10 protein-coding genes are annotated in these 11,736 nt (G+C 70.9%); 6 read left to right on the top strand and 4 right to left on the bottom strand.

What is annotated here, in order from left to right; translation table 11 throughout:
* Positions 1 to 182: 182 nt before the first annotated feature.
* Both AB0E94_RS51800 and AB0E94_RS51795 read right to left on the bottom strand, forming a co-directional pair.
* On the bottom strand, positions 183 to 806 hold the full coding sequence (locus AB0E94_RS51800) for a hypothetical protein (RefSeq protein WP_360344041.1): 624 nt from the start codon (positions 804 to 806) through the stop codon (positions 183 to 185).
* A gap of 108 nt (positions 807 to 914) precedes the next feature.
* On the bottom strand, positions 915 to 1,670 hold the full coding sequence (locus AB0E94_RS51795; RefSeq protein WP_360344038.1) for a glycoside hydrolase family 16 protein: 756 nt from the start codon (positions 1,668 to 1,670) through the stop codon (positions 915 to 917).
* A gap of 236 nt (positions 1,671 to 1,906) precedes the next feature.
* Between AB0E94_RS51795 and AB0E94_RS51790 the strand changes: the two genes are divergently transcribed.
* On the top strand, positions 1,907 to 2,950 hold the full coding sequence (locus tag AB0E94_RS51790) for a glycosyl hydrolase (protein ID WP_360344035.1): 1,044 nt from the start codon (positions 1,907 to 1,909) through the stop codon (positions 2,948 to 2,950).
* Here AB0E94_RS51790 and AB0E94_RS51785 read toward each other — a convergent pair.
* A complete protein-coding gene (locus AB0E94_RS51785) occupies positions 2,910 to 3,923 on the bottom strand; it encodes a LacI family DNA-binding transcriptional regulator (protein ID WP_360344032.1) in 1,014 nt (337 codons plus the stop codon). The two genes, AB0E94_RS51790 and AB0E94_RS51785, sit on opposite strands and share 41 nt — an antisense overlap.
* Positions 3,924 to 4,161: 238 nt before the next feature.
* Between AB0E94_RS51785 and AB0E94_RS51780 the strand changes: the two genes are divergently transcribed.
* Both AB0E94_RS51780 and AB0E94_RS51775 read left to right on the top strand, forming a co-directional pair.
* Positions 4,162 to 4,941 (top strand): inositol monophosphatase family protein, encoded by a 780-nt coding sequence (locus AB0E94_RS51780; protein ID WP_360344029.1) that lies wholly within the window; start codon positions 4,162 to 4,164, stop codon positions 4,939 to 4,941.
* Between the two features lie 94 nt (positions 4,942 to 5,035).
* Positions 5,036 to 6,316, top strand: coding sequence for a multidrug effflux MFS transporter (locus tag AB0E94_RS51775; RefSeq protein WP_360344026.1), 1,281 nt, complete (start codon positions 5,036 to 5,038; stop codon positions 6,314 to 6,316).
* Between the two features lie 30 nt (positions 6,317 to 6,346).
* Here the strand turns inward: AB0E94_RS51775 and AB0E94_RS51770 are convergent, their stop codons facing one another.
* Positions 6,347 to 6,976, bottom strand: a complete 630-nt coding sequence (locus tag AB0E94_RS51770; protein ID WP_360344023.1) for a TetR/AcrR family transcriptional regulator — start codon at positions 6,974 to 6,976, stop codon at positions 6,347 to 6,349.
* Positions 6,977 to 7,061: 85 nt separating this feature from the next.
* On the opposite strand from AB0E94_RS51770, the gene AB0E94_RS51765 reads away from it, so the two are divergent.
* The 3 genes from AB0E94_RS51765 to AB0E94_RS51755 form a co-directional block, all read left to right on the top strand.
* Complete coding sequence (locus tag AB0E94_RS51765) at positions 7,062 to 8,771, top strand: acyclic terpene utilization AtuA family protein (RefSeq protein WP_360344020.1); 1,710 nt, start codon at positions 7,062 to 7,064, stop codon at positions 8,769 to 8,771.
* Positions 8,768 to 10,342: a carboxyl transferase domain-containing protein gene (locus tag AB0E94_RS51760; protein WP_360344017.1), complete on the top strand. Its 1,575-nt coding sequence runs from the start codon at positions 8,768 to 8,770 to the stop codon at positions 10,340 to 10,342. The genes AB0E94_RS51765 and AB0E94_RS51760 overlap by 4 nt, the downstream gene beginning before the upstream one ends.
* Before the next feature lie 10 nt (positions 10,343 to 10,352).
* On the top strand, positions 10,353 to 11,736 hold a 1,384-nt coding region (locus AB0E94_RS51755; RefSeq protein WP_360344014.1), incomplete at its 3' end, for a biotin carboxylase N-terminal domain-containing protein.

The raw sequence follows: 11,736 nt of genomic DNA, 5'->3' as shown, positions 1-11,736 counted from the left end.
ATCTCGGCATGCCCGCCACCCCGGCCCCGGCGGTGGCCGCGGGGGTGGCACGGGCGCCGGTGGACGCCGTTGGGTTACCCGCCCAGCTGTACCGCGGGCGCGCCCGGCCGGACCGATCGTGGTCCGGCCGGGCACGCCGTCGTTCAGGCCCCGTTCAGGGCCTGGTCGCCGCCGAGCGCGGTCTACCCCAGGTAGCCGGCCTGGCGGCATTTGCTGCTGAAGTCGGTGTCGGCCGGCGGCAACTGGCTGAAGACGTAGGCGACCCGGTCGGAGCGGAACTTGACGTCCTTCAGGCCGGAGAAGTCGATGCTCTCGGGCAACTCGTCGTCGGTCAGAGGCGCTCCGGTGTAGACGGCCATGACGAAGCCGCCGCAGTCGGTGGATTGCAGGTCGTTCGGCGTCTTCACGGTCATCGGGCGTCGGCCGTCGAAGGAGATCTGTTTGCGCTGCGATGAGGGCATGACATAGCTGACGCTGCCGAGCGCGGTCGAGACCTTGACGTTCCAGAACTGGACCTGAAGCCCGATCGGCTTGCACACGAAGTCGATGCGGCCGGGCGTCCCGAGCTCGACGTTACCCGGAATCTTGTACGTCACCTGCTGCCGTACCCAGGAGAGGGTGTCGTCAGCGGACCAGCCTTTGGTGTCCTTGCAGGTCGCCGGAGTCGGCGAGGCGGCCGGGCTGGAGGCCGCGGTCGTGACGGCCGGTGACGGCGGAACGGCCGGCGCCGTCACCGGCGCCGGCTCGGCGGTGCATCCGTTGAGCAGTCCCAGGATCAGTACGGCTGCGGCCGCGCGTTTGAACATCAGCCGATGGTAGGTGCAGCCGACAATCGGCCGGCCCGTCGCCGGTGAGGATCAGCGGCGGACCGGAGTTCCGGACCTCACCTGAGCCGGTGGAAGGCGGCGACGGGATCAGTACCTGGTGTATCTGACCCGGTCGTAGCCGGCGGTCAGCCGGCCCGGGTAGGTGAACGGCTGCAACCAGCTGTCGACGCCGATGCCCGGCCACAGGTTCATCATGATGCGCTGCGGGTGGGTGGGCAGTGGGCCGCGCGAGCCGTTCTCCTGGTGGATGAGACGTCCGTCGACGAACCAGTTGATGGTGCCGCCGTTCCACCACTCGAAGGCGTAGTCGTGGTAACCGGCGGCGGCGTCGAAGCCCAGGTTGATGACGGTCTCGTGGCCGCCGGCGCCGTTGGTGAAGTAGTTGAGCTGGACCTGGGTGGTGTTCTTGCCGAGGATCTCGACGTCGATCTCGTCCCAGGGCTGGCCGTCGCTCGGGCCGGTGTAGGTGAAGAACGACGTCACGGTGCCGGGGTTCTTGACCGCCTTCATCCGGGCCTCGAAGCGGCCGTACGAGTACAGGTCGGTGGTGCGGTACTCGCCGGAGGCGTACGGCTTGCCGGAGCAGCCGCCCGGGCACGGCTGATTGTCGAGGTTGATGTTCATGGTGCCGCCGACGGTGACGTGGTCGGCGCGCCAGCCGACGTTGAACATGCCGCCGTTGCTGTAGCCGTCCGCTTTGTACCAGCGGCCGGTGTCGAAGCCGTCGAAGTTGTCGGTGAAGCTGGAGCCGATGGCGGCCTGGGCCGGTGCGGCGCCGGGGCCGAGGAGTGCGACGGCGATGCCGAGGACGATGCCAGCGGTACGAGATCGAGTGATGCGCACGGGGAACTCCACTTGTGGGGGACGGAGTTGGAAGCGCTTCCAAGGCCAACTATCGAGTTAGCTCGATGAGAAGTCTGTAACCTGCCGTTAATTCCTGTCAATAGTGCGCAGGTGGAGGCCGGTTGAGAACGGCTACTTCGTGCGCCGAGGGTGGTTCGTCTTTACATGGATGGAACCCGGTTGTACTTTTTGACCGGTACCGCTTCCAATTTTGGCCGGCATCCTCGGGAGGCAACATGCGCAGGCGAACACTGCTGGGTGCGGCTACGGCCGCCACGGCCCTGGTGGTGTCCGACACCGGTGGTGCGAGCGCCGGCCGCAAGACGACCCGCTATCTGGGTGCGTTCCGGGACGGCGACCCGACGGCCATCGCCGCCGACGTCAAGAAGCTGTACGGCACCGTCCCGGCCAGCGTGATGTGGTTCGACAGCTGGGCGAGCGGGCGGGCGTTCCCGGTGGACGAGGCCAGGACGCTCTGGCGGCACGGCGTCATGCCGCACTACACCTGGGAGCCGTGGAACACCGCGCTGGGCCCGGCCGATCCCGCCCAGATCCACCTCCAGGACGTCATCGACGGCGCCTGGGACGGCTACATCAGGGCGCGGGCCCGGGAGTTCGCCGCCGTGCGACTGCCGATCCTGGTCCGCTGGGGACACGAGTTCAACGGCAACTGGTATCCCTGGGGCATCGCCAACAACGACGCCGACCCGTCGCGGTACGTGCGGGCGTACCGGCATGTCCACGACCTGGTCCGGGCGGCCGGCGCGCGCAATGTGCAGTGGGTGTGGGCGTTCAACAACGGCTCGTCACCGGACGAGCCCTACAACGATCCCGCGGCCGCGTACCCGGGTGACGGCTATGTCGACTGGGTCGGCGTCGACGGCTACAACTGGGGGTTCGGTCCGTACTGGGATCCGGCCGGCGATCACTGGAGGAGCTTTCGCGCGACCTTCGACGCCGCCTACGCCAAAGCCCGCGCGGTCGCGCCGAACCGGCCGGTGATGCTCGGCGAGTTCGGGTCCACCGAGGACGGCGGCGACAAGGCCCAGTGGTTCCGGGACCTGAACGCGACGCTGAAAGCGGGCGCGTATCCCGACCTGAAACTGCTGACCTACTTCGACCTGAACAAGGAGGAGCCGTGGTCGCCGGGTTCGTCGCCGGCCGCGCTCGCCGCGTTCACGTCCTGGGTCGGCGAGCGGTACATGCACGGACGCGGCCACGAACTGGCGCGGGAGGCGGTCAGGCCGACTCCCGTACGACCATCTTCGTCGGGAGGATGAAGGGTTCCGGCCGGGCACCGTCCAGCAGGTCGATCAGCATGCGGGCGGCTTCCCGGCCGAGGGCCTGCACCGGCTGGTGAACGGTGGTGAGCTTCGGGTCGGTGTGCAGCGCCACGGGCAGGTCGTCGAAACCGACCACTGCCACGTCACCGGGCACCGTGCGGCCGGACTCGCGCAGCACCCGCAGGGCGCCGGCCGCCATGTTGTCGTTGGCGGCGACCACGGCGTCGAGGTCCGGATGGGTGTTCAGCAACGCGCGCATGGCCTCGGCGCCGCCTTCCTCCAGGAAGTCGCCCGGCTCGACGGCGTACGGCCCGGAGCCCGCCAGCAGCAGCGCCTCGGTGTAGCCACGGCGGCGTTCCCGGCCGACGGCGGTGTCCTCCGGGCCGGTGATCATGGCGATGCGGCGGCGCCCGTTGCGGAGCAGGTGCTCGGTCGCCGCCCGTGATCCACCGGCGTTGTCGACGTCGACATAGAACGGCGGCGTCCCGTGGATCGGCAGGCCGACGAAGACGGTCGGGAGCCCGGACTGGGCGGCGATGTCGATGAGCGAGTCGTCGCCGCGCATCGCCACCAGCATCACCCCGTCGGCGCCCCGGGTCTGCAGGAAGGCCTTCAGCCGCTGCCGGCCGTGCACCGGCGTGGCCAGGCTGAGCATGAGATGCAGCTGGGTCTTCTCCAGCGCGGCGGACGCACCGACGATGATCTGCGTGAAGAACGGGTCCCCGAAGACCTCGGGCCCGTCCCCGGAGACCGCCAGCACCACGACGCCCGTCTGGCGGGTGACCAGGGTTCGCGCGGCCCGGTTGGGGGTGAAGCGGAGCTCCCGGATGGCCTTCTCCACCGCCTCGCGCTTGGCCGGGCTCACATGCGGTCCGTTGTTGATCACGCGGGAGACGACGGTGCGGGACACCCCCGCACGCTCGGCGACCTCATCGAGGGTCGGCGGCCGGGACCGGTCGGGTGACGGCATGCTGGTGTCCCTCCGCTCGTGCCGGTCACCAGGGGGACTGTTCTGCCGACCTGGCTCCGGCGATCCTAGTGGCTGGACGGCCGCGAGCGAGCCGGGCGGGTTCTGCGCGGGCGGGCGTTCAGAGCGAGCAGCCGAAGTGCGGGTGGTCCGGGCGAGCAGCCGAAGTGCGGGTGATCCGGGCGGGCTGCCGGTGGGTGCGCAGTGTGTGGCTGGGGGCGGACCGATAGCCTGACCGGTGATGACCAGAGATCTTGAGGCTGCGTGCGAACTCGCTGCCGGACTGGCGATCCGGGCCGGGCGGCTGCAACTGCAGGGCCGCGACACGCTGAAAATGGGCGCGCCGAAAGCACACGCCAACGATGTCGTCTCGGATGTCGACATCGCCAGTGAGCGGCTCATCGTGGCGGCGATCCACGAGGCCTGGCCGGACGACGCCATGCAGGCCGAAGAGGGGCACGGCCGGGCCGGGGGCAGCGGCTGGACCTGGATCATCGATCCGCTCGACGGCACCCGCAACTATGTGAGCCGGACCGGGCCGTGGTCGGTGTGCATCGCGCTCTACCAGGGGGATCAGCCGCGGATGGCGGTCGTGCACGACCCGGCCGCGGGGGAGACGTTCAGCGCCGTCGACGAGGGCGGGGCGCTGCTCAACGGCGAGCCGATCCACGCATCGAGCGGGCCGCCGCTGTCTGAGGCGCTGGTCGGGATCAGTTTTCAGCCGAACCCGGCGACCAAGGAGCGTGCCGGGCGGGTGCTGCGTGAGCTGCTGCCGGTCTGCGGTGACATCCGCCGGGTCCCGGCCGCGCTCAATCTCGTGTACCAGGCGGCCGGCCGGCTCGACGGTGGCCTGGCCCTGGACACGAAACTGTGGGACATCGCGGCCGGCGCGCTGATCGCCCGGGAAGCGGGTGTGACCCTCGGCGGGCACGGCCCGGACTACTCCACCGAGCTCACCATCGGCGCAGCTCCGGCGCTGTGGGCTGAGCTTTCCGGGAAGGTCCGCGCGGTGGATGTGTGAGCAGCGCTGGAGGCTCGAACGGGGGCCTTTGTGAGCAGCGTTACCTTCGGTCGCCAGGTGGAAGAAGCCGGGTGGGGGCCGACTTGTCGGTGAGGTGGCCTCAACTCGAACCGTGACCCCGCCCGACGACGACCTCTCGCCCGGAGAGCTGCTGCCGGCCGGGCGCAGGTTCCGGATCGTTCTCGTGCTCGGCCTGCTGACCGCGCTCGGGCCGCTCACCATCGACATGTACCTTCCGTCGCTGCCGGCGATCACCACCGACCTGTCGACGACCGCCGCCGCGGTGCAGCTCACCCTGACCGGCACCCTGATCGGCCTGGCGTTCGGGCAGCTGCTGGTCGGCCCGCTGTCCGACGCGTTCGGGCGGCGCTGGCCCCTGCTGGCGGGCATCGCCGTACACATGCTGGCCTCGGTCTTCTGTGTGATCGCGCCGAACGTCGCCGTGCTCGGTGCGCTCCGGGTGTTGCAGGGTCTCGGCGCCGCGGCCGCGGCCGTGGTCGCCATGGCGATGGTGCGTGACCTGTTCACCGACAACGCGGCGGCCCGGCTGTTCTCCCGGCTGATGCTGGTGGTCGGCGTCGCGCCGATCCTCGCCCCGACGGTGGGTGGCCTGGTCCTGAACTGGACGTCGTGGCGTGGCGTGTTCGTGGTGCTGACCGTCGTCGCGGTGTCGATCAGCGTGGTGTCGGCGCTGGTGCTGCCGGAGACGCTGGCGCCGGCGAACCGCCGCAGCGGGGGAGTGCTCGGCACGGTCCGTGACTACGGCCGGCTGTTCACCGACCGGGTGTACGTCGGCCTGATCCTGGTCGCCGGGCTGGCCATGGCGGCGCTGTTCGCCTACGTGAGCGGATCGTCCTACGTCTTCCAGGACGGGTACGGCATGAGCGAGCAGCAGTTCGCGCTGATCTTCGCCGGTGGCGCGGTCGGGCTGATCGGGGCGACCCAGTTCAACGTGCGCCTGCTGCGGCGCTGGTCGCCTCAGCAGATCATGAGCGCCGCGCTGGTCGCCGGTCTCGTGTTCGGCGCGGTGTTCCTGCTGCTGGCGGTCACCGGAGTGGGTGGCCTGGCCGGCATCCTGATCCCGCTGTGGCTGGTGCTGGCCACGGTCGGCCTGGCCATGCCGAACGCCCCGGCGCTGGCGCTGTCCCGGCACGGCGAGGCGGCCGGCACCGCGGCGGCCCTGCTCGGCGCGGTCCAGTTCGGTGTCGGCGCTCTCGCCGCCCCGCTGGTCGGTGTGCTCGGGGTCGGCGAGGTGGCGATGGCGATCGTGGTCTTCGGCGGCATGCTGGCGGCGAGCCTGGTCTGCTTCCTGGTGGTCCAGCCGCACCGGCTGCCGGCCCACCAGCACGCCCCGGCAGTTGCGGTGGCCCACTGAAATAGCCGTGGCCCACTGGACGGAGGCCCCCTAAAGGGGCCTCCGCAGGCCGAGCGCCGAGGCCCACAGCCGGGAGAGGTGGTCGACCATCTTCTCGACGTCGAGGGGTTCCCGCAGCTCGTTGATGATCACGGCGACCTGCTCGACCATCCCGCCGAGCGCGATCGCCGTCATCCGCGGGTCGAGGGCGGGGTCGGCCAGCCCGGCCTCCTGCAACCGCCGGATGCCCTCGGCGCTGCGGCCGACGTAGAACTCGCGGATCTCCAGCAGCAGTCCGCGCAGCGTGTCGTCCAGGTACGCGCCGTGCTCGACCATCCGCAGCACCTTCGCGGCCCGGCCGGTCGCCGCCAGGTAGCGGCGGTTCGCCTCGACGATCCGTGCGTACGGATCGTCGAGGGTGTCCGGCACCAGGCTTGCGGCGATCATCTCGTCGGCCGCCGCCTGCACGATCTTGCGAAGCAGATCGTCCTTGGATTCGAAGTACGTGTAGAAGGTCCCGTAGGAGACCCCGGCGGCCTGAGTGACGGCCTCGGGAGTGAATCCGGCCCAACCGTGCTCCTCGATCACCTCCCGACCGGCGACGATCAGCGCGTCATGTGTGCGCCGGCCCCTGGCCGTGGCCGGCGCCGCCGGAGCGGGGTTCGTTCGTGCTCGTCCCATCGGACACCCCCTGGAAACTTGACTACTTTGTCAGAAAGTTTAGGGTGGCGGTCAACCACTACTCACTGAGGTGTTGAGCCGGACAATGCGCACGATCCGCATCGGGAACTGCTCGGGCTTCTACGGTGACCGTTTCTCCGCGATGGCCGAGATGCTCGACGGCGGCCCGCTGGACTATCTGACCGGCGACTACCTGGCCGAGCTGACCATGCTCATCCTGGGTCGCGATCGGCAGAAGGACCCGTCACTCGGGTATGCGAAGACGTTCTTGCGGCAACTCGGCGACTGCCTCGCGCTCGCCCGGGACCGGCGGGTGCGGATCGTGACGAACGCCGGCGGCCTCAACCCGGCCGGGCTCGCGCAGGCGGTCCGGGCCCTCGCCGCGGAGCGGGGCGTCGACGTCGCGGTCGCCCACGTGCAGGGCGACGACCTGATCGGCCGGGCCGGGGAGCACGGCTGGCGCGGGGCGCTGACCGCCAACGCCTACCTCGGCGCGTTCGGGATCGCCGAGGCGCTGACCTCGGGCGCCGACATCGTCGTCACCGGCCGGGTCACCGACGCGTCGCTGACGCTGGGCCCGGCGATCGCCGAGTTCGGCTGGGGCCGCACCGACTTCGACCGGCTCGCCGCCGGGGTGGTGGCCGGCCACATCCTGGAGTGCGGCACGCAGGCCACCGGGGGCAACTTCGCCGGCTTCGCCACCGTCGACACCAGCCGCCCGCTGGGCTTCCCGCTGGCCGAGCTCAGCGCGGACGGCACCGCGGTGGTGACCAAACACCCCGGCACCGGCGGCGCGGTCACCGTCGACACGGTCACCGCGCAGCTGGTGTACGAGGTGGGCGCCCCCCACTACGCCAATCCGGACGTGACGGCCCGCCTGGACACGGTCGAGCTGGAGCAGGCCGGCCCGGACCGGGTGCGGATCACCTCGGTCCGCGGCGTCGCCCCGCCCCCGGCCACGAAGATCGCCCTCAACAGCTCCGGCGGCTGGCGCAACTCGGTCGAGTTCGTGCTGACCGGCCTGGACATCGAGGAGAAGGCCGCCTGGGTTCGCAAGCAGATGACCGAGGCGCTCAGCGCACGGCCCCCGGCCGAGATCGTGTGGGACCTCGCCCGCACCGACCACGCCGACCCGGCCACCGAGTCGGCAGCGTCCGCGGTGCTGCGCTGCCACGTCAAGGACCCCGACCCGGCGGTCGTCGGCCGCGCGTTCAGCAGCGCCGCCGTCGAGCTGGCCCTCGCGTCCTACCCGGGCTTCCACGTCACCGCGCCACCCGGCGCCGGCGCGCCGTTCGGGGTCTACCGGGCCGCCTACCTGCCGCAGGAGCTGGTGCCGCACGTGGTGGTCCGCCCCGACGGCACCGAGGTGGACATCGCGGCGCCACAGGTCACCGCGGAGCTGCCGGAGGAGACGGCGCCCCTGGCCGTCGTGGCATGCTCCGACCGTACAACCGAATTGCCGTTGGGCCGTTTGGTTTTTGCCCGGTCCGGTGACAAGGGCGGCACGGCCAACGTGGGCGTCTGGATCCCGGCCGGACACCCGCGGCGATCCGACGCCTTCGCGTGGTTGCACACCTGGCTGACGCCTGACGTGGTGTCCCGGCTGCTGCCGGAGTCGGCCGGGCGAAGCATCGACGTGTTCGCGCTGCCCAACCTGTGTGCGGTGAACATCGTCATCGACGGACTCCTCGGCGAGGGTGTCGCGTCCTCCACCCGTTTCGACCCGCAGGCCAAGGCCGTCGGTGAATGGCTGCGCGCCCGCGTGGTGAACCTGCCCGAGGAGTTCCTGGAATGAAATCGTCACCCGGCTACGCCGCCAACCGGGAGGCGATGCTGGAACGCGTCGCCGACCTGGCGGTCCAGCAGGCCGTGGCCCTGGCCGGCGGCGGCCCCAAAGCCGTCGAACGCCATCACCGGCGCGGCAAACTGACCGCCCGCGAGCGGATCGAGCTGCTGATCGACCCGGATTCGCCGTTCCTCGAGCTCGGCGTGCTGGCCGGCTGGGGCACCGACTTCACCGTCGGCGGCTCGGTGGTCACCGGTCTGGGCGTCATCGAGGGCGTCGAGTGCCTGATCATCGCCCACGACCCGACGGTCAAAGGCGGATCCTCAAACCCGGTGACGGTACGGAAGATCTTCCGCGCCAACCGCATCGCCGAGCAGAACCGGCTGCCCACGGTGACCCTGGTCGAGTCGGGTGGGGCGGATCTGCAGACCCAGAAGGACATCTTCATCCCGGGCGGCGCGGTGTTCCGCAACCTGACCGTGGCCAGCGCCGACCGCCGCCCCACGATCGCCCTGGTGTTCGGCAACTCGACCGCCGGCGGCGCCTACGTGCCCGGCATGAGCGACTACACGGTGATGGTCAAGGGCGGCGCGAAGGTGTTCCTCGGCGGGCCGCCACTGGTCAAGATGGCCACCGGCGAGGAGTCCGACGACGAGTCGCTGGGCGGCGCGGAGATGCACGCCCGCACCTCGGGGCTGGCCGACTACCTGGCTGTCGACGAGCTCGACGCGCTGCGGATCGGGCGGTCCATCGTGCGGCGGCTCAACTGGCGCAAGGCCGGGCCGGCGCCCCGCACCGGCTACGCCGAGCCGCTGCTGGACACCGAGGACCTGCTCGGCATCGTCCCGGCCGACCTCAAGATCCCGTTCGACCCGCGCGAGGTGATCCGCCGGCTCGTCGACGGCAGCGAGTTCGACGAGTTCAAGCCGCTCTACGGCACCTCGCTGGTGACCGGCTGGGCGCAGCTGCACGGCTATCCGATCGGGATCCTCGCCAACGCCCAGGGGGTGCTGTTCAGCCCGGAGGCACAGAAGGCGGCCCAGTTCATCCAGCTGGCCAACCAGAGCGACACGCCGCTGCTGTTCCTGCACAACACCACCGGCTACATGGTCGGCGCGGAGTACGAGCAGGGCGGCATCATCAAACACGGCGCGCAGATGATCAACGCGGTGTCCAACTCGACCGTCCCGCATCTGTCGGTGGTGATGGGCGCGTCGTACGGGGCCGGCAACTACGGCATGAGCGGGCGCGCGTACGACCCGAGGTTCATGTTCAGCTGGGCCGGCGCCAAGTCGGCGGTGATGGGCCCGGCGCAGCTCGCCGGAGTCATCTCGATCGTCTCCCAGCAGGCCGCCGCGGCCCGGGGCGTGCCGTTCGACGAGGCGGGCGACGCCCAGATGCGGGCCTTCGTGGAGAAGCAGGTCGAGGAGCAGTCGCTGGCCTACTTCACCTCCGGCCTGGGCTACGACGACGGGGTGATCGACCCCCGCGACACCCGCACCATCCTCGGCATCTGCCTGTCGGCGATTCACAGCGCGCCGGTGGCCGGCGCCCGTGGCTACGGCGTCTTCCGCCTGTGAAGGAGATCCAGTGATTCGCAAACTTGTGGTCGCCAACCGCGGGGAGATCGCGCGCCGGGTCTTCCGCACCTGCCGCGAACTCGGCATCGCAACCGTGGCCGTCCACTCCGACGCCGATGCCACGGCCCCGTTCGTGGCCGAGGCCGACCAGGCGATCCGGCTGCCGGGTGACGCGCCCGCCGACACCTACCTGCGCGGGGACCTGATCATCGAGGCGGCCCGGGCGGCCGGCGCCGACGCGATCCATCCCGGATACGGCTTCCTCTCCGAGAACGCCGCCTTCGCCCGCGCGGTCGAGGCGGCCGGCCTCACCTGGATCGGCCCGGCCCCGGAGTCCATCGAGTCGATGGGCAGCAAGATCGAGGCCAAGCGGATCATGGCCGCGGCCGGGGTGCCGATCCTCGGCGTCGACCTGGCCGCCGTCACCGCAGCCGACCTGCCCGTGCTGGTCAAGGCGTCGGCGGGTGGTGGGGGCCGGGGCATGCGGATCGTCGGGTCACTGGACCGGCTGGCCGAACAGGTCGCGCAGGCCGAGGCGGAGGCGGCGTCCGCGTTCGGTGACGGGACGGTGTTCGCCGAGCCGTACCTGCCGACTGCCCGGCACGTCGAGGTGCAGGTGCTCGCCGACACCCACGGCACGGTCTGGGTGCTGGGCGACCGCGACTGCTCGATCCAGCGCCGCCACCAGAAGGTCGTCGAGGAGGCGCCCGCGCCCTTCCTGGCCGCCGGGACCCGTACCGTATTGCATGATTCGGCCCGCGCCGCCGCGCACGCGGTGGGATATCGCGGCGCCGGCACCGTCGAGTTCCTGGTCGACGCCGACCGGGTGTTCTTCCTCGAGATGAACACCCGGCTCCAGGTCGAGCACCCGGTCACCGAATGTGTCACCGGCCTGGACCTGGTCGCGCTCCAGATCGCCGTCGCCGAGGGCAAGGCGCTGCCCGGCGAGCCGCCCGCGATCTCCGGCCACGCGATCGAGGTCCGGCTCTACGCCGAGGACCCGGCCGGTGGATTCACCCCGCAGACCGGCCGGATCCGCACCTTCGACTTCCCGTCAAGCGTCCGGGTCGACTCCGCGGTCGAGGCCGGCAGCACGGTCGGCGTCCACTACGACGCGATGCTCGCCAAGGTCGTCGCGTACGCGGCCGACCGCGACGCCGCGATCCGGAGGCTCGGCGACGCCCTGCGCCGGGGCCGGGTGCACGGCGTCGTCACCAACCTGGACCTGCTCCGGGCCGTGATCAGCGACGACGAGTTCACCGCCGGGCGGATCCACACCACCCTGCTCGACCAGCGTCTCGACCAGTGGACCGGCGGCGCCGACCCGCGGTCGCTGGCCAAGGCCGCGCTGGCCGCCGCGATCGGGCAGGCCAGCCAGACCGCCGCCGCCGCGC

Origin of the sequence: Actinoplanes sp. NPDC026670, assembly GCF_040638175.1 — a bacterium.
In the GTDB taxonomy this organism is placed as follows: domain Bacteria; phylum Actinomycetota; class Actinomycetes; order Mycobacteriales; family Micromonosporaceae; genus Actinoplanes.
This window is presented reverse-complemented; position numbering and strand designations above follow the sequence as displayed.

Bases quoted from the DNA above. Each gene is read 5' to 3' on its own strand.
- AB0E94_RS51760 (WP_360344017.1), top strand. From the start codon at position 8,768: ATGAAATCGTCACCCGGCTACGCCGCCAACCGGGAGGCGATGCTGGAA.
- AB0E94_RS51780 (WP_360344029.1), top strand. From the start codon at position 4,162: ATGACCAGAGATCTTGAGGCTGCGTGCGAACTCGCTGCCGGACTGGCG.
- AB0E94_RS51770 (WP_360344023.1), bottom strand. From the start codon at position 6,976: ATGGGACGAGCACGAACGAACCCCGCTCCGGCGGCGCCGGCCACGGCC.
- AB0E94_RS51785 (WP_360344032.1), bottom strand. From the start codon at position 3,923: ATGCCGTCACCCGACCGGTCCCGGCCGCCGACCCTCGATGAGGTCGCC.
- AB0E94_RS51800 (WP_360344041.1), bottom strand. From the start codon at position 806: ATGTTCAAACGCGCGGCCGCAGCCGTACTGATCCTGGGACTGCTCAAC.
- AB0E94_RS51765 (WP_360344020.1), top strand. From the start codon at position 7,062: ATGCGCACGATCCGCATCGGGAACTGCTCGGGCTTCTACGGTGACCGT.
- AB0E94_RS51790 (WP_360344035.1), top strand. From the start codon at position 1,907: ATGCGCAGGCGAACACTGCTGGGTGCGGCTACGGCCGCCACGGCCCTG.